The organism is Pseudomonas sp. MF7453 (assembly GCF_016405455.1).
In the GTDB taxonomy this organism is placed as follows: domain Bacteria; phylum Pseudomonadota; class Gammaproteobacteria; order Pseudomonadales; family Pseudomonadaceae; genus Aquipseudomonas; species Aquipseudomonas paralactis.
In genome coordinates, this window is sequence record NZ_JAEKCN010000005.1 from 318,244 (window position 1) to 337,356 (window position 19,113).

Sequence of the window (19,113 nt, forward strand, 5' to 3'; positions counted from 1 at the left end):
GCGATCATTCACATGATAAAAACTCATGCCTGACTGATTCTGATAGGGTGCCGACATTGCGCTGTCGGAGCTTTCCCAATGTCTCGTCGTCTTCCTCCCTTGTATGCCCTGCGTGCATTTGAAGCCGCTTCCCGGCACAACTCCTTCACCCGTGCGGCGCAGGAACTGTCCATTACCCAAAGTGCGGTCAGCCGACATATCCGCACCCTTGAAGAGCATTTCGCCTGCCGCCTTTTCCAGCGCAGCGGTCGCAACCTGCAGCTCACTGAAGCCGCGCGCCTGTTGCTGCCAGGCGTGCGCGAGGGCTTCGCGGCGTTGGAGCGCGCCTGTCATACCTTGAATACTGAAGATGACATTCTGCGCATGAAGGCGCCGTCCACCTTGACCATGCGCTGGCTGTTGGCGCGCCTGAGTCGCTTCCGCGCCTTGCAGCCAGGCAATGAGGTGCAACTGACCAGTGCGTGGATGAGCGTGGATGAAGTGGACTTCAACCAGGAACCCTTCGACTGTGCGGTGTTGTTGAGCGACGGGCATTTTCCGGCGGATTGGGAGGCCAGTTACCTGTTCCCCGAATTGCTGATCCCCGTGGGCGCGCCGAACCTGCTGGAGGATGGCCCTTGGGACGCCGCACGCCTGGCGAGTGCCGAGTTATTGCATCCCACGCCTGACCGTCGCGACTGGCGCAGTTGGCTGGCGCGCATGGGGTTGTCGTCCCAGGTGTCTCTCAAGGGCGGGCAGGTGTTCGATACCCTTGAATTGGGCATGATCGCGGCGGCGCGTGGCTATGGCGTATCCATGGGCGATTTGCTGATGGTGGCTGAAGACGTGGCCCAGGGACGCCTGAGCCTGCCGTGGCCCACGGCGGTCTCCAGTGGGGAAAGCTACTACCTGGTGTGGCCGAAAACCCGTCCCGGTGGAGAACGTTTGCGACGGCTGGCGGAGTTTCTTCAAGGTGAAGTCAAAGCGATGGAATTGCCCCAGGTTGAACGTCTCGATTGAGCAGGGGCCGGCAATCCATGCAATCGTTTGCGGGATACCCCTGTGATTCGCTCAAGTATTACCAAGTGCCGCCGAAGAAGGTGTGTTGGAACCATCGTGCACCAACGTTTCCCACTAGATAATTTGCCGAGCAGCGCTATGAGATCAGGATGATCCTGGCCTCGGCCAGGAGCTGTCATGTCTCAACCTCGTGCCCGGATTGCCTCCCAGTTAGGTCTCGCCCTTGCCGTGATTCTGGCTGTCGTTATCAGCGGCAGTACCGTGTTTGCCCTGCGTTCTCTCGATTCCGCCAACCTCGATACTCGTGAGGAACACCTGGCCAGCGAGGCGCGTTTGCTCGCCGACCAACTCAATACCTTCCACAGCACCTTGCGCGAGAGTACCCAGCGTTTGAGCGGGCTGTTTGAAAAGCGCTTCGGCGCCGGCTTGAGTGTGCGTGCCGACCAACCCGTGGCCGTGGCCGGTGTACAAACGCCGAGCCTGTATCTGGGTAACGAGGTGCTGAACAATAACTTCGAAGAAGTGGATGAGTTCAAGCAAATGTCCGGCGGTGTGGCCACCGTATTCGTGCGCAGCGGCGACGACTTTATCCGCGTCAGCACGTCCCTGACCAAGCAGGATGGCAACCGCGCCATCGGCACTGTGCTTGACCGCCAGGGCGCGGCTTACCAGCGTGTGGCCGACGGGCAAACCTATATCGGCCGTGCGGTATTGTTCGACCGTTCCTACATGACCCAGTACAGCCCGGTGCGTGACAGCAGCGGCAAGGTCATCGCCGTGCTGTTTATCGGCTTCGATTACACCGACGCCCAGAACGCTCAGTTTGAAAATCTCAAGCGCTTCCGTCTCGGTCAGACCGGCTCCCTGGCGCTGCTGGATGAACAGAAGCACTGGCTGGTACCGCCAGCCGGCGTGCAAGCACCGGATCAGGCCATTGCCGTGATGCTCGACCTGGCAAAGACGCCGGGGGTAGGGCGTTTCTGGAGCGACAACAACGAAGACTTCTACAGTGTCTCGGTGCCGTTCGAAGGAGGCCCCTGGGCGGTGGTGGCGAGTATGCCCAAGGCGGAAATTCGCGCTGTGACGTGGGAAGTCGGTATCCGCTTGGTGATCGGCAGTGTGCTGGCGATGTTGCTGGCAGTGGGCGCCACGGTGTGGCTGTTGCGCAGCAAACTGGCGCCATTGAGCGACCTCGTACGCCAGGCAGAGGCTCTGGGCGCGGGCGACTTGAGCGCACGCCTCAACGTGTCCAGCCATGACGAAATCGGGCAGTTGGCGCGCAGCTTCAATCAGATGGGTGAAGCGCTGTCGACCATGGTTTCGCATATCCGCAGCGCGGCCGAACAGGTCAACAGCCGTGCCCAGGCGTTGTCGGGGTTATCCGGCGGTGCCTATGAAGGCATGGAGCAACAGTCTGGCGAGATCACCAGCATGGCCGGCGCGGTGGAAGAGTTCAGTGCCACTTCGTTGAACATCGCCGACAACATGGGCAATACCGAGCGCCTGGCGCAAGAGAATGCCCAGCAGACCCGGATCGGCCGCAGCTCGATGCAAGAGGCGTCATCGTCGCTGGAACATATCGCCACTGCCCTGAACAGTACCGCCTCGGTGATCAATACCCTGGGCCAGCGCTCCCAGGAAATCGGTGGGATTGTCGGCGTGATCACGTCCATTGCCGAACAGACCAACCTGCTGGCGCTCAACGCCGCCATCGAAGCCGCCCGCGCCGGTGAGCAAGGTCGTGGTTTTGCCGTGGTCGCCGACGAAGTGCGTAACCTGGCCTCGCGCACCCGCCAGGCCACCGATGAAATTTCGGCGATGATCCAGAGCATCCAGCAGGAAACCGGCAACGCCATCAGCACCATGGAGCACGGCAAGGTCTTGATGCAGGACGGCCTGTCGCGCAACGCCGACGTCGCCTCGGCCCTGGCGCGTATCGATGAGCAAAGCCGCTCGGCCGGCCAGCAATTCGCTGCGATCACCACCGCCACCCAGGAGCAGAGCAGCACCGCAACCCTGCTCAGCAGTAACTTGCAAAGCATTGCCCTGGCCAACAGCGAGCAGCGTGAAGTGGTGTCGAACCTGGCAGTCACCGCCAAGGAACTGGAGACCCTGGCGGCAGGTTTGCGTCAGGAGGTGGATCGGTTTCGTTGAGGCTTAGTGGTCGCCCCGGCCAGCGCCCGCCGCGCCGCTCTCTCCTGACACGCGCTAGCCATGAGCGGCTGGTCGGTACTGCAAGGCTTCCGCCAGATGATGACGGGCGATGCCTTCCACTTGCTCAAGGTCCGCCAGGGTGCGAGCGACCTTGAGCAGTCGGTGGGCTGCACGCAGCGACAATGTCAGCCGTTCACACGCGCTCTCCAGCCAGCTTTCATCGGCTTTGGCTAACTGGCAGTGTTCCCGTAGCCGGGGCAGATCGAGGAATGCATTGGCACAACCCTGGCGCTGGTGCTGGCGCTCACGGGCTTGCGCCACCTGGGCGGACGCTTGCGCGGTGGTGTCGCCGGCCTGTTGTGAGGGGTTCAGTGCGGTGACCTCCCGCGCGACTGTCAGGTGCAAATCAATCCGGTCCAGCAGCGGCCCGGATAGCTTGTTGCGATAGCGTTGTATCTGCTCCGGCGTACACCGACAACGCCCGCTGGGTTCGCCCATGTAGCCGCAAGGGCAGGGGTTCATGGCCGCGACCAGTTGGAAGCGCGCCGGGAAACTCACCCGGTCACGGGCTCGGGAGATCACGATATGCCCCGACTCGAATGGTAGCCATAAATATCACACATTTTATTGGAATGGCTTTTTGCTAGCGTTTGGGACGAAAATGATCCTCTCGCCAACAGGAGGTTGTATGGAGTTTCTATCGAAGGCTGGAAGCATTGCGTTCGGCATTGCCGTTTTTCTGGGGTTATTTGCTCTACCTTTTTTGTTTTTTGCCGGTATTACAACGGCTTACGAGCACATACTCCCCCCCTTAATATCCATAGGCTGGATATGCGTAGGGCTAATTTTGTTCGTGCTTCTTCCACTTTCAATTTTTAAACGGCTTCGGGTCTTTACTGGTACAACGATATTCATATTCTCCTATGTGTTCGCTCTGCTGACTTTCCTCATTAGTCTTTTGACTACATGGTTTCTCTGGGGTGGTTTTTGGGCTATTTTGGGGATGATGTTACTTGGTGGGGCAGTAGTGCCGTTTGCATTGTTGGCTAGTGCTTTTAAAGGGATGTGGATAGTTTTCTTTATCGTTATTGGCGTTTTGGTTGTTACATGGGGTGCCCGTATCGTAGGTTTGTTAATTGCGGAAAGCGGTGCTAAGCATAGGTAGGAATATTTGATGGTCGTTTTGAGTGCTTGAACTTGTTCAAGTGCGAAAAATGAGCAGGTGATTATTCTGATTAGAGTCCGACCCTATTTGACAAATAGGGTTAGACCTTAAATTTATTTTTGCTTTGCTATTGACAGTGATTTTTGTTGATTGCAAGCCAAAAAATGACTGTGTCAAATAATCAAAACTCAAAAAAACAGTAACAAATCCAAAAATATCCTCCTACGCTATTTTTTGCCAACTAACGGAAATGGGCAAATTATGGCGTATTTAAATTTCCCGTATTGTTATACACAAGCGTTAAATCCCCCTCATAAAACGGCGATTCCGTCTGTTTTGATTTTCACAAATTTTACTAGCCAACCTGCCTTTGCTTTAACATGTGAACATAGTTCGCAATAACCAGATGCTTTTGATTTTGCCCTTCTTGGAAAAATGAAAACCGCAAATATGGCTTACAGGAATATGCCTTTTAAGCGTTTTTTAGTTTCATTGGTGATTTACTATCACTAGAACAAGAAACACCAGCAAATGACCGAATTTTGAAGTAAGGGAGAAAAATGGGCAGGGTCAGTGTAGGGATGGGTGGGTGTGTTAGGTGTATGTGGGTCATACATGTGTACGTGCCTACATGCGTGTCTTGAAAACCCTAAGGGGTTTTCGCTTTTAGCTTTTCCAGCCTTGCCCTTCGCTTTTATTCTTACCAGAATAAAGCTCGGGCAAAGCTGGTCTTCCTGACTTTATCAATTAAAATCAGTTTCGCTTTACCTGAACTTTTTAGCTCGGGGTTTAAATCTGTGATATTCAGTTTAAACTTTAAACACTTATAGGCTATATCAGCACCTAACTGGAACCCTGTTTAACATATTTTCATATGGCTGGCGGGTCGAAAATTTCCAGTATCCCCGTTTTATTTTCTTCGCTAGAACAACGAAACAATCACTTGTATTTCCTACATTGTTCAAGGCGTGAATACTGAAATTTATTATTATGATTTGAGATTTTTGCGGCAGGTTGACTTGAATAAGTTAATTTGTATGTTATAACTTTAATTACAAGTTGAAACTGCTGCTATCAGTATCAACGCCGAACCCTGAATACTAACCATATTCGGGGTTCACTTATATGTATGTTATCATTTACATTCTAAAAGTCAAATTATAAGCCGCCCAAACACTAATACGGTTTGTATCTAATTATTCTTTTGCTTTTTACATCTGCGTTCTTCAACTCTCCATCAATTGGAGCACCTGAGCCATCATCATCAATTAGCTTTTGAACATAAGCTGAACATATTTCACGCTCATGGTTATCTAATTGATTAACTTTCTCCGTGATATCATCATACAGAGCCGCGTCTGGAATAATATTGCCGTTGTCTTCTAAAACGTCTTGAACATGCCTTAATATTTCAATCTTCTTGTAGTCTGTATGTTTATCAATAAGGCTTTCAATAAAGTCATGAAAATCAGTTTCTACATTTGCAATATGTTCGGCTTCAATTTTCTCTTGATGCTCTTGTGTTGATTTCAATTCGTCAATCTTGTCACTCAATAGCTGATTAAATTCATCTTTCAACGCTCTGCCAGCATCAGCATATGCGGTTGCTATTTCATGATTGATGCTAATGAACTCATCATGTTGAAATGCCGGTGCATTTTCCATGTTTGAACCAAAGCAGATGCGGCAAGTTATGCTGCCGTGTGTAACGCAAAGCATGTCTGTTGTGACCTTTGACAAAATTTCTTTAAAGCTATCCACTGGGGATGTTTTGTCACTGAACTCATCTTCCAGTTCATCAAATAAGCTATCGAAATTGCTTTCCTGTTCAACTTGCTTTGTAGACTCTACAAGCTGTTCTGGTTCGTTGTGAACGGGTGTAGACATGACAGGTGGAACAATAGAATCTACTGGTTTAGGTGGCTCTACGGCCACCGTAGGAGCTTCTGGTTTGGGTTCTGGCTTCTTATTCATAGAAGCATATTGCTCTTGGGTTTTCTTCACCAGCTCCAAGTCTGCTGGGGTTGGGGTGTAACCTTCAAGCTTAAAGCCTTTGGCTTCCAATCCCATTAGCTGAGCCTCTATCCAAGCATTACGTCTGAATTCTTTTGCACCAAATACAGTTAGGGTTGATGGTGCTTTTGTGTCAGCTACAAGACGTTGCAAGCCAGCTTTTGCTGATTTTCTTGATATGTCATTAAAGAGAACCTTTGCAGGGTCTTTATGATATTCAAAAGCTTTCTTGTCTTTTGCTGAATTATAGAAATACTCAACCTTGTCATTAAAAGGCGTGCAGGTGAAATGCTTGGCAAGTGTTGATTGCGGGTGAATTCTTTTCATGAATTCTGGCTTGTCATCATTAGAAGAAATGCCACATTGCTCATATTCTTTTTTTCCATGCCTTAAAGCAAGGGTCTTCTCAAATTCTAAATCTTCTCCAAGCTTTGCTTTTAATGTTTTGTAGGAAAGGTTCAACTCTGATGCTTTGAATATCTGGTCATCATGTTGAATTGAAAAAGCTGATTTCCCATTATGAATGATATTAAAGCCATTCTGTGATATCCGATTTATAAAATCTGATGGGCTTTTTGCTTTGTCAAGGAAAGGCTTTAAGGCGTCTTTCAACTGTTTTTTGTTAGAAGTAATGCCACGAACATCAAGCATTCTTTCATTAGTTGAAGGAAGTTTTTCAAGGTCGTTTTTCTTCGTGGATGTAGCTTTTCGATTTTGCGGCTTAAACAATGTGTATTTATCTTCTAGCTTGTCGCATTCAATTTCTATGATGCGATAGTCATCTTTTTGCTTGTAGGTCTTTCCATTGTTATCTCTAACTGACCAGATGATGTGAACGTGCATTTCATCTGTATCATTATGAACGGCCATGAGATATTTACGATTGCTGAGATTATGGGTTCTCTCATAAAGTTCTTTTGCAATCTGTAATGCTTTCTGTGGATTCATATCATCATTGGTGTGAAAGCTCACAATATCATGATAAGTTCTTACTTGTTGGGCGGAGCCTACTTTTCTATTGCTGTTGTGATAGTTCACATCATCATCAATTTCTTTGGACAACCTTTCGACTAAATCACCCTTTATGGTTTTTGGGTTGTGGATAAAGCTGGCCTCATAAAGACAGCAGCCTTTATCTTTAAGAATGTAATTGGCTGTTTTTTTAATACCTCTTTTGGTTTTTTGGCTGCTGGCTTTTTTTCTTATCATGTTACTCCTTGTTGTTGTTTTTCTTTTCTACCTTCACATATCTCTTTTGGTCACGAAGGTATCCATTTAACATGTTGAACATTTTTTCAATTGACTCTAATGATTTCCAGAGATTATCGGGAACGTTTTCGTGACCGTTGAGATGTTTAGCTATTTGATTAAGATTGTTATACGGCTCTGCTATTTTTTTCTCAAAAATTTCGTAAGTATCTTTTAGGGATTTACTATTGATTTCGATAATTAAGCCGAAACCATCCTCGATAACTTTCTCAATCAATTGGTCATAGTTTAGACCGGTCTTTTCTTTCAGTTCTTTGAAAGCATTTGCAGTCTGCTCTGTGGTTCTGATAGTGATGGTTGATTGCTTACTTCTGTTTACTGGTTTGTTCTGTTTAGGTGGAAATAATTCACTCATGTTAACCTCATAAATTGTTATCTTAATTGTGGCAGTCTTTCCGCTTTTCCATTTTCTAAACGAAGTGCAGAAAATCGAGCAACAATGGAAGTCCACGAAGTGGCACTCCATTGTTATTGCTCGCATGTAGTTAGACTTCCATATAAATAAGTTAACATATATTTTAATGCTTTCAAGTATCCCAAGACTGCCACGTTATTGAAAACAGAAAACATGAAGTCAAAAATGTATAGAAAGCACAAAAAAGCCACCTAGAAAGGTGGCTTGGTAATCTGGAATAAAGGCGTTGTCAGTTGAAGTATTCGTTCAGATTGTTGATACCAAATTCTTTCAAAGGATTATGAAGGTCAAACTGTTTTGCAATCCGGTCAATCATCATTCCCTGATAGTGAATCTTGCAATATAGTGTTCTGGTTTCTTTTTCAAAATTGAATTTGAACACGATATCATTTGTGATGAAGAATTGATTTATTTTCAACCTGCCTTCTTCTGTGTTGTATAGCTCAATAATATCGTTTTCCGAATAGATGTTGATTGAAGTCTTGCGGGTGTTTATTTCTACTTGTAGCTTAGAAAGCTCGGCTTCAATATCATTGATTTTTAGTTCTGTGCTGCTGACGACTGCTAAGAACTCATGTGGGATAATGCCGTTCGTAAAACCTGCAAATGACTTCAATAGGTTATCTTTGTAACTTTTTTGTTCAAGCAGTGCATTGCGTAGTTCCACAAGCTTCTTGTTATCTGCTGCTTGACGTTTTTTGTTTGATAGCAAGCTGATTAGCAGCTCTCTGAAACTTTCTATCTTTTCATCGATTTCGTTGTCTTCTGGGGTTGCCATGTAAAGGCGGGTGCTCTCCCCGATAGTGACATAATCACGGTTTCTCTTTTCTTCTTCAAGCTCTAAGTTCTGCCAAGGGTGAACATCAAAATCTTCTTTTGTGGTAGCTTGATATACCAACTCTAAAAATAGACCATAGGCTAAATCAAAACGAAATCGTGGCTGGTTGCAATTCGTCTTTAACTCCTTTCTGGTGAAGCAATGGAAATATCCGTAGCAAACACCTTTGGGATTTGTTTGTTTTTCAAATAGCATGGAAGCATTGCAGCAATCACATTTTATGGAATGTCTAAAAATATTCAAACTGCCTACTGTTTGATTGCCATAATGTTTTCTATGTGCCCGCAATTTCATTGCTTCAAGAGCTTCATTGAATAACTCATATGAAACAATCTGCGGATAGTAACCTTCAATAAAACGTTCAAAAACTTTGTTTTTATTTTCGTCCCTACGCTGAGCCATGTAGGAGCCAAGAACATATTTTGTTTGAAGTAATAGATGAATATTCTTGTTGGTCCACTTTCTTTTGGCGTAAGCGTTAATCTTGCGAATAGTTAGCGAGACGCCGACATATTTTAGACTTTCAAAAATATTTCTTATTTCTTGGGCTTCGTCTTCTACGATTTCAAAGCGGTTTTCTTCTTTGTTGTAAGATATGCCATATGGTGGATTGTGACCATTGAAAATGGCTTTGTCTTCATCTGCTAGTTTTTTTGCTCTGTTCCAAGCAGATTTACGACGAACTGATTTTGTTTTGCTTTCTTCGTGAGCACGGGTTGAAATAACGGAAAGCATGATATCTTGTTCCATGCCATCTTTATTGCGGCTATACATTTGGCCGTCAATGGTGGTTACAAGAGTTACGCCACGGTCTAAAATGGAATAGACAAGCTCTTTTGATAGTCTCATTTTTTGTCGAGACAATCGGTCTATTGATTCAACAAAAATGAAGTCTCCCTCTTGGACTGTTTGACTAATGATTAAGTCAATAAGGTCTTTTAGTTTGCCTTTATTTTTGTTTGAACCATCAAATCCAGATACGCCAGTGTCGCTGAAAATATTTTCCGGCAGCAACTCGATACCTTGCTGCTTGGTAATGGCTTGGATTGACGACATTTGTCTGTCTACGGAGTCCCTACCGGCTTCGCCTTGGGCTTTCGATGAGTAACGGATGTAAGCGTATGCGGTAGGCATTCCGAGCGTCCTGCGATGATTCTGGAAGTGTGAGAATAACACCTCCCTGTCTCCAATGGCTCGCGCAGCACCTCCAGTACCTTGCGATCAAATTCCGGCAGCTCATCCAGAAACAGCACGCCGTGATGGGCCAGGGTGATTTCCCCCGGCTGCGGCTTCGAGCCGCCACCCACCAGCGCAGGGCCGGATGCCGAGTGGTGCGGCTGGCGAAACGGGCGATTAGGCCAATGGCTCAGCGGTGCCAGGCTGACCACGGATTGGATTGCGGCCACTTCCAATGCCTCCTGCTCGCTCAGCGGTGGCAGCAAGCCCGGCAGACGGCTGGCCAGCAGAGTTTTGCCGGTGCCAGGTGGCCCGCTGAACAATAGGTTGTGTGCGCCGGCCGCCGCAATCAGCAAGGCACGTTTGGCTGCCAACTGGCCCTGCACTTCACTCAGGTCCGGGTAAGGCTTGTTCAGGTACAGCAAGCCATCGGACCTGTAGGGCTCAATCGGCACGTGCCCATTGAGGTGCGCCACCACTTGCAGCAGGTGGTCCACCGCAATCACTTTGAGCCCCGATGCCAGGCAGGCTTCCTCGGCATTGGCCCTGGGCACTATCACGGTGCGCCCGGCCTTGCGCGCCGCCAGCGCGGCCGGCAGCACACCTTTCACCGCCCGCACCTCGCCCGACAACGCCAGCTCCCCAAGGCACTCCACGTCATCAAGCATCAAGGCCGGCACCTGCACACTGGCCGCCAGGATCCCCAGGGCAATCGCCAGATCAAAACGCCCGCCGTCCTTGGGCAGGTCGGCGGGCGCGAGATTGAGGGTAATGCGCCGGGCCGGGTATTGCAGCGCTGAGTTGAGAATGGCGCTGCGGACGCGGTCCTTGCTTTCCTTCACCGCAGTTTCCGGCAGGCCCACCAGCGTCAGCGATGGCAATCCATTGGCCATATGCACTTCAACAGTGACGGCGGGGGCTTCGACGCCGACCTGGGCGCGGCTGTGCACGATAGCGAGGGACATGCTCGTTCCTTGAAAGGGTGGGCCGCTTCCTGCGGATTTTTCAAGGGTAGACGAGGTGGGCGTCTAGCGAGGTAGGGAGGTTTTACAGAACGTATCCGGGCGGCAATGCAAAACAAATGTGGGAGCTGGCTTGCCTGCGATAGCGGTATGTCAGCAAAGAATCATCCGCTGATGCACCGCCATCGCAGGCAAGCCAGCTCCCACACTAACCATGTTTATTCAGCAGAGGATGGCGCCAACCGTGCTTCAAGTTCAGCTACCTTCGCCTCCAGGCTCTCCAATCGCGCACGTGTGCGGGCCAGTACGACCATCTGGCTGTCAAACTCTTCCCGGCTGACCAGGTCGAGCTTGCTGAAACCACTCTGTAGCAAAGCCTTGAACTGGCTTTCGATTTCATTGCGGGGCAGGGGGGTGTCGCTGCTGAACAGGCGAGAGGCGTGGCCGCTCAGGGCGTCGAGGAGGTCTTTGGGCGCGAGCATGGGAAATATTCCGGAAAACAGTTGGCCGGCAGTGTATCACGCAGCGTCTATAGTCTTTTTCATGCCGCGTTGCGCACGGTTTTCGCGCATCAAGGCGGGCGGCTTCGCACCGTTTTGATGCGCATTGCGGCCGCGCACACGCCCCGTGGGTGGGCACAAGTGGGCAAGGGACTGATTTCAGTGATTTTTACGGAGCTGGCAAGGTTTCTGCTTAGACGATCATGACCCATGCACTGATGCAGTCGCTGTGACGAATGCAGTGCGCCGACGGATCAGGGGTACAGGTTTCGTCACCAGTGGATCGCTGGCGTCGCAACGGTAAATGCCGAGGCGACGATGCGTTACAAAGCCAGGCACTGCGCTTAGACTTGAGACGGGTTTGTTTTCCTGGGGCAAGTCCACCAATTCGGGAGAGAGTTTTCATGAAGCTAGTCACTGCCATCATCAAGCCGTTCAAGTTGGACGATGTACGCGAGTCACTGTCCGAGATCGGCGTGCAGGGCATTACCGTTACTGAGGTCAAGGGCTTCGGTCGGCAGAAGGGTCATACCGAGCTGTATCGCGGCGCGGAATACGTAGTCGATTTCCTGCCGAAGGTGAAGATTGATGTCGCCATTGACGACAAGGATCTTGACCGGGTTATCGAGGCGATAACCAAGGCGGCCAACACCGGCAAGATCGGTGACGGCAAGATCTTCGTGGTCAATCTGGAACAGGCTATTCGCATCCGTACCGGCGAAACCGATACCGACGCAATCTAAGCCGCCAAACCCCAACGCCCCAGGAGAAAACACTATGACTCTGCGTAAATTCGCAGGGCTCGGAGCCCTGCTGTCCATCGTAATGCCAAGCCTGGCCATGGCGGCAGACGAAGTGGCTGCTCCAGTCCTCAACTCCGGCGACACCGCCTGGATGCTGACCGCCACCGCTCTGGTGCTGTTCATGACCATCCCTGGCCTGGCGCTGTTCTACGGCGGCATGGTCCGCTCCAAGAATATTCTGTCGGTGATGATGCAGTGCTTTGCCATCACCGGCCTGATCAGCATCCTGTGGGTCGTCTACGGCTACAGCATCGCGTTTGACACCACCGGTATGGAACAGGGTGTGGTCAACTTCAACTCCTTCTTCGGCGGCCTGGGCAAGGCGTTTCTGGCGGGTGTCACCCCGGCCAGCATCACCGGGCCTGCGGCGCTGTTTCCGGAAGCGGTGTTCATCACCTTCCAGATGACCTTCGCCATCATCACCCCGGCGCTGATCGTCGGTGCTTTCGCCGAGCGCATGAAGTTCTCCGCGATGCTGATCTTCATGGCTGTCTGGTTCACCCTGGTCTATGCGCCTATCGCGCACATGGTCTGGAGCGGCAACGGTGGCCTGATGTGGGATTGGGGCGTGCTGGACTTCGCCGGTGGCACCGTCGTGCACATCAACGCGGGTGTGGCCGGCCTGGTGGCGTGCATCGTGCTCGGCAAGCGTAAAGGTTTCCCGACCACACCGATGGCACCCCACAACCTGGGTTACACCTTGATCGGCGCGGCCATGCTGTGGATCGGCTGGTTTGGCTTCAACGCAGGTTCTGCTGCGGCGGCCAACGGCACGGCGGGCATGGCGATGCTGGTCACCCAGATTGCCACCGCTGCTGCGGCGCTGGGCTGGATGTTCGCCGAGTGGATCACCCACGGCAAGCCAAGTGCACTGGGCATTGCCTCGGGTGTGGTGGCCGGCCTGGTCGCCGTGACGCCGGCCGCTGGCACCGTGGGCCCGATGGGTGCCCTGGTGATCGGCCTGGTCGCCGGTGTGGTGTGCTTCTTCTGCGCCACCAGCCTCAAGCGCAAGCTGGGCTACGACGACTCCCTGGATGCCTTCGGTGTTCACGGTATCGGCGGTATCGTCGGTGCGATCCTCACCGGTGTGTTCGCAGCCCCGGCACTCGGCGGCTTCGGCACCGTGACCGACATCGCCGCCCAGGTCTGGATCCAGTGCAAAGGCGTCGGCTTCACAGTGATCTACACAGCCATCGTGACCTACGTCATTCTCAAGGTGCTGGATATGGTCATGGGCCTGCGCGTCACTGAGGAAGAAGAGGCTGTGGGCCTCGATCTGGCGCAACACAACGAGCGTGGCTACAACTTGTAACTACGTGAAAAAAACATGCCCGGCTTGCCGGGCATTTTTTTGTCTGGTGTTTGTCTTTGGCTAAAGGTGTATGGGTTTTTTATCAACTTTGTGATGGGATCCACACGGCACTTTTCAGAGTGCAAATGTCTTACAGGCATGAAGGCGTATTCGGCACTTTGTTTTTTCCCAGAGCGCGCTAGAATGCGCGCCGATGGGCGGAGAACTGTATGTGGCAACAGACCCTGATTACCCTGCGGGCCAAGCCCCGGGGCTTTCACCTGGTAACGGACGAGTTGCTTGCCGGCTTGCCTGAATTGAAGGCTTGCCGTGTGGGCCTGTTGCATCTGTGGCTGCAGCACACCTCGGCCTCGTTGACCGTCAACGAGAATGCCGACCCGGCGGTTCGCTGTGACTTCGAGCGTTTTTTCAACCTGCTGGTGCCACAGGGTCGCGCAGGGTTTGAGCACAACGACGAAGGTCCGGATGATCTGCCGGCGCACTTCAAGGCCAGTCTGCTGGGCTGCCAGCTGAGTTTGCCGGTCAAGGCCGGCCGCTTGGCGATGGGGACATGGCAAGGTGTTTATCTGGGCGAGCACCGTGATCATGGCGGTGCTCGTAAAGTCCTCGCCACCTTGCACGGTGAAGAGGCTTAAGCCACTGGAGATCCGGTGGATGTTGATTTTTTTCCGGCGACCTCGACAGAGGGTGAAGCTGGGCTATAACTAATCTGCTTTTCGCAAGTCATGAGGTAGAACATGAGCGACGATGATCTGGAACAAGACGACCTCGAAGTAGGTGATGAAGACGACACCGAAGAAGGTCTTGAAGTAGCGGCGGAAGACGTTGCTGACGATGCCGATGACGGCGGTGCCGATGACGCGGCGCCCAAAGCCAAGGGCAAAGCCAAGGCTGCGGTTTCGGTAGACGAGCTGCCAAGCGTTGAAGCCAAGAACAAAGAGCGCGATGCCCTGGCCCGTGCGATGGAGGAATTCCTCGCTAAAGGCGGCAAAGTGGTCGAAGTTGAGGCTAACGTGGTCGCAGACCCACCGAAGAAGCCGGATAACAAGTACGGCAGCCGACCTATCTAGGGTCTGCCTCCTGCTTGTAAGAAAAAGCCCGCCGTCGCTGCGGGCTTTTTCATGCCTGGAGCAATTTACCGGTTTGCTGCAATACCCTGTGGGAGCTGGCTTGCCTGCGATAGCGGTCTATCTGCGAGCCCTGTGTTGACTGATCCACCGCTATCGCAGGCAAGCCAGCTCCCACATTGGGGTCAGTGTTAGCTCCAGCGACTCAGCAGTGGCGGTAACTCTGTCAGGCTGCGAATCTGCGCATCCGGGTGCTTATCTCCCTCCCAGGCCTTGCCCGTAGGGTTGAACCACACCGCCCGCAGCCCCGCCTGCTGCGCGCCGGCAATGTCATCTCCCGGATGATCGCCCACATGCACCGCCGCGCTGGCGTCCACACCGCCACGTTGCAGCGCTTCATGAAACAGCCGTGCATCCGGCTTGGCGATGCCGATATCTTCAGCGCGCAGGGCAAAGTGAAAATAGTCCGCCAGGCCAACGCGCTGCACATCGGCATTGCCATTGGTGATCACCCCCAGCAGGAAATGCTGGCGCAGCGCTTTGAGCATCGGCTCCGCTTCCGGGAACACGGTGAGCTGGTGGCGAGCATGGATAAACGCTTCGAAGCAGACATCCGCCATTTGCATCGCTTCAGGCTGGGGATAGCCGGCCTCCTCGAATGCCAACATCAACACCCGGTGACGCAGGACGCTGATGCGGTGCTTGAGCTCGGGATGGCGCTGCAACACTTGCTGACGCAGGCTGGCGAAATGCTCCAGGGGCAGGTCCCCGACCTTGGCGGCGTTAAGCGCCAGCCATTCGCGCATCGACGCTTCGGCGCTGATGATGACGGGTACGTTGTCCCAGAGGGTGTCGTCCAGGTCGAAGGTGATCAGCTTGATACTCATGAGTCGCTGCCTTTGATGCGTTTGGCCCGTGGATGGGCGCTGTCGTACACCGTTGCCAGGTGCTGGAAGTCCAGGTGTGTGTAGATCTGGGTGGTCTTGATATCGGCGTGGCCGAGCAGTTCCTGTACCGCGCGCAGATCCTGAGAGGACTCCAGCAGATGGCTGGCAAAGGAATGGCGCAGCATGTGCGGGTGCAGATTCTGCCCCAGCTCCCGCTCGCCGGCGGCCTTGACCCGAAGCTGGATGGCGCGTGGCCCCAGGCGTCGGCCTTGCTGGCTGACAAACACCGCATCGTCCGCCGGGTTGGTCAAAAGGCGCAGTGGCAGCCATAGCTGCAAGGCTTCGCGGGCTTTTCTGCCCACCGGCAGCACGCGGGTCTTGCTGCCTTTGCCGAGCACTTGTATCAGGCCATCGGCAAGGTCCAACTGATCAAGGTTCAGGCTTGTCAGCTCCGACAGGCGCAGGCCCGAGGAATAGAACAGCTCAAGGATCGCCTGGTCGCGATGGGCCAGGAAGTCATCCTCTACCGCGCCATCGAGCAGCTGCAAGGCACGGTCGGTGTCCAGGGTCTTGGGCAGGCGCCGCTCGCCCTTGGGTGGGGACAGGCCATTGGCCGGGTCGTGATCGCACAAGCCTTCGCGATTGAGGTAGTGATAGAGGCCGCGCACCGCCGACAGCAGCCGAGACAGGCTACGCGAGGACTGGCCTTGCTGGTGCAACCGGGCGATCAGGCTGCGCAGGGCCTGGATATCCAGGGCTTTCCAGCTACTGACGTGCTGTTTCTCACAGTAGGCCAGGACCTTGTTCAAGTCCCGCCGATAGGCTTCAAGGGTGTGGGGCGACACCTGGCGCTCATTGCGCAGGTGAGCGCAGTAGGCGTCCAGTTGCCGCTCCATGGTCAGCGCACCGCGCGCAGTGTGGTGGTGTGGCGCGGCAGGACGCGGCCCAGCACTTGGGCGATATAGGTCAGGAACAGCGTGCCTACCGAGCTTTTGTAGTGCGCAGGATCGCGGCTGGCGATGGCCAGCACGCCGTGCAAGCCTTGATGGCTGAGGGCGATGACGGCCGTAGAGCCGATCTGCTTGCGCTGCTCGGCGCCAAACAGGAAGTCCAGTTCATGTTCACGCAAGGTGCCGCTGACCGTCTTGCCTTCGGACAGCAGGCCGCCGATGGCAGTCTGTGCTTCACCACCTGTGACCCAGCGACCCACCGGCATCGGGTTGTCGCTGAACAGGATCAGGCTGACAAAGGGCACCTGGAAATCCTCGCGCAGGCTGTCTTCCACGGCGATCACCGTTTCTTCCAGGCTGGCGGCGTCCATCAGGGTCAGGATCAGGCGGCGGGTCTTGTCGAACAAGCGGTCGTTGTCGCGCGCCACGTCCATCAGATGGGAGAGTCGATGGCGCATTTCAATATTGCGCTCGCGCAGGATCTTCATCTGCCGCTCCACCAGCGACACGGTATCGCCGCGCTGGTGGGGAATGCGCAAGGCCGGCAGCAGTTCTTCATGCTCGACGAAGAAGTCCGGATTAGCCTCAAGGTACGCCGCGACAGCAGCGGCCTCCAGGCTTTCACTCGGGGTAGCGTGTGCGGGTACTTGAGGCTTATCGGTCATTGGTTTGGCTCACTCATAGACGGACCTGTCCTTCGTATACGCGCGAGGCCGGCCCGGTCATCATCACCGGGTGGCCAGGGCCTGCCCATTCGATAGACAAGCGTCCACCGGGCAGGTCGATCAGCAGCGGCGAATCCATCCACCCCTGGCTGATCGCAGCTACGGCAGCGGCACAAGCGCCGGTACCGCAAGCCTGGGTTTCGCCGGCGCCACGTTCCCAAACGCGCAATTGCGCGCGGGTACGGTCGATCACCTGCAGGAAGCCCACATTGACCCGTGCGGGAAAGCGCGGGTGATGTTCGATCTTCGGCCCCAGTTCGTGCACCGGGGCGTTATTGATGTCGTTGACCCGCAGCACCGCATGGGGGTTGCCCATGGACACGGCGGCGATCTCCACGGTTTTGCCATCCACGTCCAACGGGTAGCTGAGGGCCTGCTCGGTGGCCTGGAACGGAATATCCGCCGGCACCAGGCGTGGCGCGCCCATGTTGACGCTGATCTGGCCGTCACTGCGAATATCCAGTTCGATCACGCCGCCCTTGGTTTCGACGCGAATCTGGCGTTTGGCGGTCAGGCGCTTGTCCAGCACAAAGCGTGCAAAGCAGCGCGCACCGTTGCCGCACTGTTCCACTTCGGAACCGTCGGAGTTGAAGATCCGGTAACGGAAATCCACCTCCGGATTGCTCGGCGCCTCCACCAGCAGCAACTGATCGAAACCGATGCCGGTGTGACGGTCGCCCCACTGTTTGGCGTGTTTGGGCAGGATGTGCGCGTGCTGGCTGACCAGGTCGAGGACCATGAAATCATTACCCAGCCCGTGCATCTTGGTAAAACGCAGCAGCATGGCTTACTCCGGCAGCAGGCTTTCGCCAGCATACAACTGGGCTACCGTCTCGCGGCGACGCACTTCAAATGCTTGATCACCGTCCACCAACACCTCGGCGGTACGCCCGCGGGTGTTGTAGTTGGAACTCATGACAAACCCGTAGGCACCGGCCGAATGCACGGCCAGCAGATCACCTTCTTCCAGAGCCAACTGACGATCCTTGGCCAGGAAGTCGCCGGTCTCGCAGATGGGCCCGACGATGTCATAGGCGCGCGCTTCGCTTGTGCGCGGCGTCACGGCGGTGACATCCATCCAGGCCTGGTACAGCGCCGGGCGGATCAGGTCGTTCATCGCCGCATCGACGATGGCGAAATCCTTGTGTTCGGTGTGCTTGAGGTACTCGACCTGGGTCAGCAACACGCCAGCGTTGGCAACGATGTAGCGGCCCGGCTCGAACATCAGCGTCAGGTCGCGGCCTTCGATGCGCTCGCGCACGGCCTGGATATAGTCGGCAATCAGCGGCGGCTCTTCATCGCGATAACGCACGCCCACGCCACCACCGAGGTCGATGTGGTGCAGGTAGATGCCGCACTCGCCCAGGCGGTCGATCAGAGCCAGCAGGCGGTCGAGGGCATCCAGGAACGGCGGCAGTGTGGTCAGTTGCGAGCCGATATGGCAGTCGACGCCCAGTACTTCCAGGTTCGGCAGTTGGGCGGCGCGGATATACACGTCTTCGGCGTCGGCGATGGCAATGCCGAATTTGTTCTCTTTGAGACCGGTAGAGATGTACGGGTGGGTGCCAGCGTCGACGTCTGGGTTGACGCGCAGGGAGATCGGCGCACGCACGCCCATCTCGGCGGCGACCACCTGCAGGCGCTCCAGCTCGTCGGTCGATTCGACGTTGAAGCAATGCACGCCGACTTCCAGCGCGCGGCGCATGTCTTCGCGGCTCTTGCCGACGCCGGAGAAGACGATTTTGTCCGCCTGGCCGCCGGCGGCCAATACGCGTTCCAGCTCGCCACGGGACACGATGTCAAAACCAGCGCCAAGACGCGCCAGGACATTCAGTACACCCAGGTTGGAGTTGGCCTTGACTGCGTAGCACACCAGGT

The 19,113-nt window shown here is 53.8% G+C and carries 16 protein-coding genes and 3 pseudogenes; 8 read left to right on the forward strand and 11 right to left on the reverse strand.

Going from position 1 to position 19,113, the window contains the following annotated elements:
* Positions 1-78: 78 nt before the first annotated feature.
* The 3 genes and pseudogenes from JFT63_RS10850 to JFT63_RS30070 all read left to right on the forward strand — a co-directional run bounded on the left by JFT63_RS10850 (position 79) and on the right by JFT63_RS30070 (position 3,153).
* Complete coding sequence (locus JFT63_RS10850; RefSeq protein WP_198843914.1) at positions 79-999, forward strand: LysR substrate-binding domain-containing protein; 921 nt, start codon at positions 79-81, stop codon at positions 997-999.
* Positions 1,000-1,176: 177 nt separating this feature from the next.
* A pseudogene (locus tag JFT63_RS30065) lies at positions 1,177-2,250 on the forward strand (Cache 3/Cache 2 fusion domain-containing protein); the annotation flags it as partial.
* A gap of 180 nt (positions 2,251-2,430) precedes the next feature.
* Positions 2,431-3,153 carry a methyl-accepting chemotaxis protein gene (locus JFT63_RS30070; RefSeq protein ID WP_442963711.1) on the forward strand — a complete coding sequence of 241 codons (723 nt, stop codon included), beginning with the start codon at positions 2,431-2,433 and terminating at the stop codon, positions 3,151-3,153.
* A gap of 54 nt (positions 3,154-3,207) precedes the next feature.
* On the opposite strand, the pseudogene JFT63_RS10860 reads toward JFT63_RS30070, so the two are convergent.
* Positions 3,208-3,756: pseudogene (locus tag JFT63_RS10860) on the reverse strand (ATP-binding protein); the annotation flags it as partial.
* Between the two features lie 85 nt (positions 3,757-3,841).
* Here JFT63_RS10860 and JFT63_RS10865 point away from each other — a divergent pair.
* Positions 3,842-4,318 carry a hypothetical protein gene (locus JFT63_RS10865; RefSeq protein ID WP_198843916.1) on the forward strand — a complete coding sequence of 159 codons (477 nt, stop codon included), beginning with the start codon at positions 3,842-3,844 and terminating at the stop codon, positions 4,316-4,318.
* Between the two features lie 1,176 nt (positions 4,319-5,494).
* Here JFT63_RS10865 and JFT63_RS10870 read toward each other — a convergent pair.
* From JFT63_RS10870 to JFT63_RS10890, 5 genes and pseudogenes are all read right to left on the reverse strand, one after another.
* Entirely contained in the window at positions 5,495-7,540 is a 2,046-nt protein-coding gene (locus JFT63_RS10870; protein ID WP_198843917.1) for a relaxase/mobilization nuclease domain-containing protein, read from the reverse strand.
* A gap of 1 nt (position 7,541) precedes the next feature.
* The gene (locus JFT63_RS10875; RefSeq protein ID WP_198843918.1) at positions 7,542-7,955 is read right to left on the reverse strand and encodes a plasmid mobilization relaxosome protein MobC; all 414 of its coding nucleotides are present in this window, start codon (positions 7,953-7,955) and stop codon (positions 7,542-7,544) included.
* A 289-nt stretch (positions 7,956-8,244) separates the two neighbouring features.
* Positions 8,245-9,987, reverse strand: a complete 1,743-nt coding sequence (locus JFT63_RS10880) for a recombinase family protein (RefSeq protein WP_198843919.1) — start codon at positions 9,985-9,987, stop codon at positions 8,245-8,247.
* Positions 9,988-10,031: 44 nt separating this feature from the next.
* Positions 10,032-10,994: pseudogene (locus JFT63_RS10885) on the reverse strand (YifB family Mg chelatase-like AAA ATPase); the annotation flags it as partial.
* A 215-nt stretch (positions 10,995-11,209) separates the two neighbouring features.
* Positions 11,210-11,473: an accessory factor UbiK family protein gene (locus tag JFT63_RS10890; RefSeq protein ID WP_198843920.1), complete on the reverse strand. Its 264-nt coding sequence runs from the start codon at positions 11,471-11,473 to the stop codon at positions 11,210-11,212.
* A gap of 422 nt (positions 11,474-11,895) precedes the next feature.
* On the opposite strand from JFT63_RS10890, the gene glnK reads away from it, so the two are divergent.
* From glnK to sutA, 4 genes are all read left to right on the forward strand, one after another.
* Positions 11,896-12,234, forward strand: a complete 339-nt coding sequence (gene glnK, locus JFT63_RS10895) for a P-II family nitrogen regulator (RefSeq protein ID WP_002555808.1) — start codon at positions 11,896-11,898, stop codon at positions 12,232-12,234.
* 34 nt (positions 12,235-12,268) lie between these two features.
* Positions 12,269-13,606, forward strand: a complete 1,338-nt coding sequence (locus tag JFT63_RS10900) for an ammonium transporter (protein ID WP_057701990.1) — start codon at positions 12,269-12,271, stop codon at positions 13,604-13,606.
* Positions 13,607-13,815: 209 nt separating this feature from the next.
* The gene (locus tag JFT63_RS10905) at positions 13,816-14,241 is read left to right on the forward strand and encodes a secondary thiamine-phosphate synthase enzyme YjbQ (RefSeq protein ID WP_198843921.1); all 426 of its coding nucleotides are present in this window, start codon (positions 13,816-13,818) and stop codon (positions 14,239-14,241) included.
* A 102-nt stretch (positions 14,242-14,343) separates the two neighbouring features.
* A complete protein-coding gene (gene sutA / locus JFT63_RS10910; protein WP_198707194.1) occupies positions 14,344-14,676 on the forward strand; it encodes a transcriptional regulator SutA in 333 nt (110 codons plus the stop codon).
* Between the two features lie 188 nt (positions 14,677-14,864).
* Here sutA and JFT63_RS10915 read toward each other — a convergent pair whose 3' ends face one another.
* From JFT63_RS10915 to lysA, 5 genes are all read right to left on the reverse strand, one after another.
* On the reverse strand, positions 14,865-15,560 hold the full coding sequence (locus JFT63_RS10915) for an HAD family hydrolase (RefSeq protein ID WP_198707195.1): 696 nt from the start codon (positions 15,558-15,560) through the stop codon (positions 14,865-14,867).
* A complete protein-coding gene (xerC, locus tag JFT63_RS10920) occupies positions 15,557-16,456 on the reverse strand; it encodes a tyrosine recombinase XerC (protein WP_032878757.1) in 900 nt (299 codons plus the stop codon). Before xerC ends, JFT63_RS10915 begins: the two co-directional genes overlap by 4 nt.
* A 2-nt stretch (positions 16,457-16,458) precedes the next feature.
* Positions 16,459-17,175: a DUF484 family protein gene (locus tag JFT63_RS10925; protein ID WP_057701993.1), complete on the reverse strand. Its 717-nt coding sequence runs from the start codon at positions 17,173-17,175 to the stop codon at positions 16,459-16,461.
* A 13-nt stretch (positions 17,176-17,188) separates the two neighbouring features.
* Positions 17,189-18,019: a diaminopimelate epimerase gene (dapF, locus tag JFT63_RS10930; protein WP_186561038.1), complete on the reverse strand. Its 831-nt coding sequence runs from the start codon at positions 18,017-18,019 to the stop codon at positions 17,189-17,191.
* Between the two features lie 3 nt (positions 18,020-18,022).
* On the reverse strand, positions 18,023-19,113 hold a 1,091-nt coding region (gene lysA / locus JFT63_RS10935; protein WP_198843922.1), incomplete at its 5' end, for a diaminopimelate decarboxylase.